This window comes from Streptomyces aureus (genome assembly GCF_001418135.1).
GTDB classification, from domain to species: Bacteria; Actinomycetota; Actinomycetes; order Streptomycetales; family Streptomycetaceae; genus Streptomyces; species Streptomyces aureus_A.
The window spans coordinates 1-3,608 of record NZ_LIPQ01000326.1 but is presented as its reverse complement, the minus strand read 5'-3'; the positions used below and the strand labels follow the sequence as shown (position 1 = coordinate 3,608).

Annotated in this window: 2 protein-coding genes and 1 pseudogene; 2 read left to right on the top strand and 1 reads right to left on the bottom strand. The window is 65.3% G+C overall.

Features of this window, described 5'->3' with window-relative positions:
* A pseudogene (locus AOK00_RS25460) lies at positions 1–183 on the bottom strand (hypothetical protein); the annotation flags it as partial.
* A 151-nt stretch (positions 184–334) separates the two neighbouring features.
* Here AOK00_RS25460 and AOK00_RS25455 point away from each other — a divergent pair.
* Positions 335–1,201, top strand: a complete 867-nt coding sequence (locus tag AOK00_RS25455; RefSeq protein ID WP_055602595.1) for a GntR family transcriptional regulator — start codon at positions 335–337, stop codon at positions 1,199–1,201.
* Positions 1,188–1,880 (top strand): HAD family hydrolase, encoded by a 693-nt coding sequence (locus AOK00_RS25450; RefSeq protein ID WP_055602594.1) that lies wholly within the window; start codon positions 1,188–1,190, stop codon positions 1,878–1,880. The genes AOK00_RS25455 and AOK00_RS25450 overlap by 14 nt, the downstream gene beginning before the upstream one ends.
* Positions 1,881–3,608: the final 1,728 nt, after the last annotated feature.

The following is a 3,608-nucleotide window of genomic DNA, read 5'->3' as shown; positions in this document are numbered from 1 at the left end:
CACGGTCACCTGGTAGAGGTTTCCCTCTCCCTCGTCCGAGATCAGCAGGCCCACCGTGGACAGCCCGGCACCGGTCTCCCGGTCCATGGCGCGCTCACCGGTCTGCTTGCTCACGAGCTTCGGCGCGGGGGCCGTGGCCACGAACACCACAGCGGTCGATGTGTCGATCTTGAACGACGGCATGAGTTTCTCCTTCGAGATGCAGGGAGGGGCCAGATGACCAACTTGTCTAACCTGGTTGGTCACATCTCGAAGCTAGAAGAGATGGCTAGACATGTCAACAACATGACTGCCATGACTGTCCTGACCTAGCCCGGTCGCCTACGATCGACTCATGACCTTTGTCCCCGAGCCCCTCGACCCAGACGACGACCGCGCCCCCTACGAGCAGGTGGCAAGCAGCCTTGGCGCTGCCATCCGAACGAGGCGGTTGGCTCCCGGCGAGAAGCTCCCGTCCCACAAGGAACTGACGGAGCTTTACGGTTTCGCGCGGGCGACGATCCAGCGTGCTCTGCGGGACCTCGAGGACGAAGGGCTCGTGGTCTCCCGCAAGGGCAGCGGTGTCTACGTGCGCAACCGGACGGAAAGGCCGGCGGGGCTGAGGCCTTACGTGGAGCAGGCCTTCACTAAGGACCACGTCACCATCGACTTCGCTGGATTCTCCAGCGAGACCCTGCATGGTGCTCTTCGAGAGCCGCTCGACAAGATCCGAATCGGCAGGCTCACTCCGTCGAGCATCACCATGCGGATACTCGTCCCTGACATGTCCGTGCCGCAGGCCGCGCCTGTGCGCATGGAGGATGGCGCCGATGACAAGCGGCTCCGGGACCGCATGCACGACATCATGGTCGGCTACACCCGCAGCATCCGGGATGCCATCACAGAGCTGGGCCACCTGGGTCTCGTCCCCGAGACTCGGATCAGCGTCCGCGTCCACAGCGGCACACAGTTCTTCAAGCTCTACGTGATCAATAACGAAGATGCGTTCTTCGGGTACTACCCGATCCACCCCAACAAGGTCGTCGCCCAGGGCGAGACGATCGAGATCTACGACCTCATGGGCATCGATACCGTCCTCTTCCACCACTCGATCAACGAGGGTGAGTCCTCAAGCGGGGCCCAGCAGGTCCAACAAGCCCTGATGTGGTTCGACAGTGTCTGGGAGACCATCGGAAGGGACTTCGACCTTGACGCACGCTGACCCGCTCACCGAGACCCTGGCGAACGCCCGTGTGATCCTCTTCGACTTCGACGGGCCCGTGTGCGACGTGTTCGCGGGACTACCAGCGCTTGAGGTCGCGCGAGAGCTGACCGCTCTCCTCTCCGCTCAGGATGAAGCCGCGGGCACGAAGGCCTCCCAGACCGACGACCCCATCGAGGTCCTGCGCATCGCGCACGAGACCGAGACCGAACTCGGCCAGAAGATCGAACAGGCCCTCACGGCCGCTGAGGTCCGAGCCGTTGCGGTGGCAGGCCAGCCGACCCCAGGAGCAGTCGAAGCACTCCAGGGAGCACGTACGGCCGGTCGAGGCGTAGCGGTGGTGAGCAACAACTCTGCGGAGTGCGTACGGGTCTTCCTAGAGCTCCACGGCTTGGCGGAGTACGTCACGAAGATCGTGGGTCGACCCTCCGAGCAGCCGCACCTGATGAAGCCGAATCCCTTCCCGCTCATCACGGCAGCCGAGCAGATGCACATCGACGTCACAAGCTGCACCCTGATCGGCGACTCCCTCACGGACATCCAGGCGGCTCACGCAGCCGGGGCCACAGTGATCGGCTACGCCAACAAGCCCCACAAGGTGGACCAGTTCACCGAGGCGCAGGCCGACGTCATCACCGAGGACATGCAAGCCATCGCCGACGCACTCACCACGGCATAGCCGAGGATCAACGGGGGAGCTGTTACAGGTTTCTCTACCTCATCAAGGCACTCGCCGCGCACGGCGCGGCGCGCGCGGCCCGTCGCCCGGGCCTGCGCTCCTGTCTGCGCCCCGCTCCAGCCCGGCCGCCGTCCGCACGCCTGACAGCTTGGGTTGATGGGCAGCTGAAGCAGGCCTTCAAACACGGCAACCGTCACATGGCATGCGTAGCCACGAGCGCTGCCGACTGCGGCCAAGACGGGCGGCCAAAAGACGGCTAGCGGCGAGGGAGGGGTGGCCTCTTGCGCATGGCCGGCCGACTGTCGGACTTGAGGAGGGCTGGGCGCCGTACCCCTGCCGTCACGGATGACGGGAGCGTGAGGCGACCGCACCACCGGGAAGGGGCGGGCGGTGAGCAGCTGCTGCCGCGATGTGGCGGGGACCGGTGGGGTCACTCCGCGTCGGTACCGGTCTCGCTGTGGCCTATGAGCGTGTCGTTCCTAGCAACCTGGCGCTGCGCCCCTTTCGTCCCCGATCCGGAGGAAGGGGGAGTGGACCCCGGGGAAGGAGGGTCCGGGCACCGCTCGCTCGCAGGTCAGCGAACGTGCAGGCCAGCAGGTATCCGCATCCGGGGTCCTCCAGACAGGTACTTCAAGGCGCAGAAAGCAGTCGGCCTGCCGGTCCTGGTTGCGCTCGTCACCGGCCCCGACGGCCTGTGCTGTCGATCGTGGTGGAAGTGTCGTCTGGACGTCGATGGGGGGACAGGCTGGTGTGGGTAGGGATGCCGTGACAGCGGGCTAGCTCCTGCGTGGCCCGGTGCAGGGCGAGTTCCATGGTGTGGGGTGTGGTCAGGGCGCCGCTTCCGTCGGGCGGTACGAGCCATCGCAGGTCTCCCCAACGGCAGTGGGGGGCAGGGGCGGCGATCCATCCTCCCTGCGTGAGGTAACGGGTACCGTCACCGACCCAGGTGGCTCCAGGGTCGGATGGCAGGAAGAAACCGACCTCACGCCGCCTGCCGTCCAGCAGTACAGGGCCGGAACTGACGCGAGGAAGGCCGTCGAGGATGTCCGCAGCGCGCAGCCCCAGGCATGCGGGAACGATCAGCACGTCCCATAGGCGTCCAGCAGCTAATAGATGGATGCCGGGACCGCCGCGGCGGCAGTCACGCTCGTAGGCTTGTGGATCATCTGCGGCGACTGCCAGCCACTCCATTGCCTTCGACCATTGTGTCAGCGCCATCACAAACCTCCTGTGTGGTGAGGGCTTTGCGAGCCCGGTAGCCAACGTTGGGTCCGACCACCCTGGCGCTCTACGGGAAGCCTGGGAAGGGAGGCGGAGGGCGGTGCGTGATGTTTCGGCGCATTGAAGGGGCGGGCATATGCCGAGCGCACGCCCAGAACATGTATTCCACAGGGATTGCTCACTACGCCATGGCTGACGCCCCTACCAGCCCGACTTGTCCGACCTACGGTGCAGAGGAGTAGTACCGCAGCCACAAGAGGCCCGCACTGCCAACGGCCTATGTGTGATGGACCGTTGAGCGGCGAGTGTCTAACTGCGTGACAATGCCGACGAACAACGGCGGACGAGCGCGAACGTCAGCGGACCATCAGCGCAGGTGAGAGACGCCCCGACCCAAGGCAGAACTCCGACCCGAGTTGCTTCGGGACGAAGAGGTCGTGGGTTCAAATCCCGCCACCCCGACAGCCGTAACACCAGGTGAGGCCGGTACTGATCTCAGTACCGGCC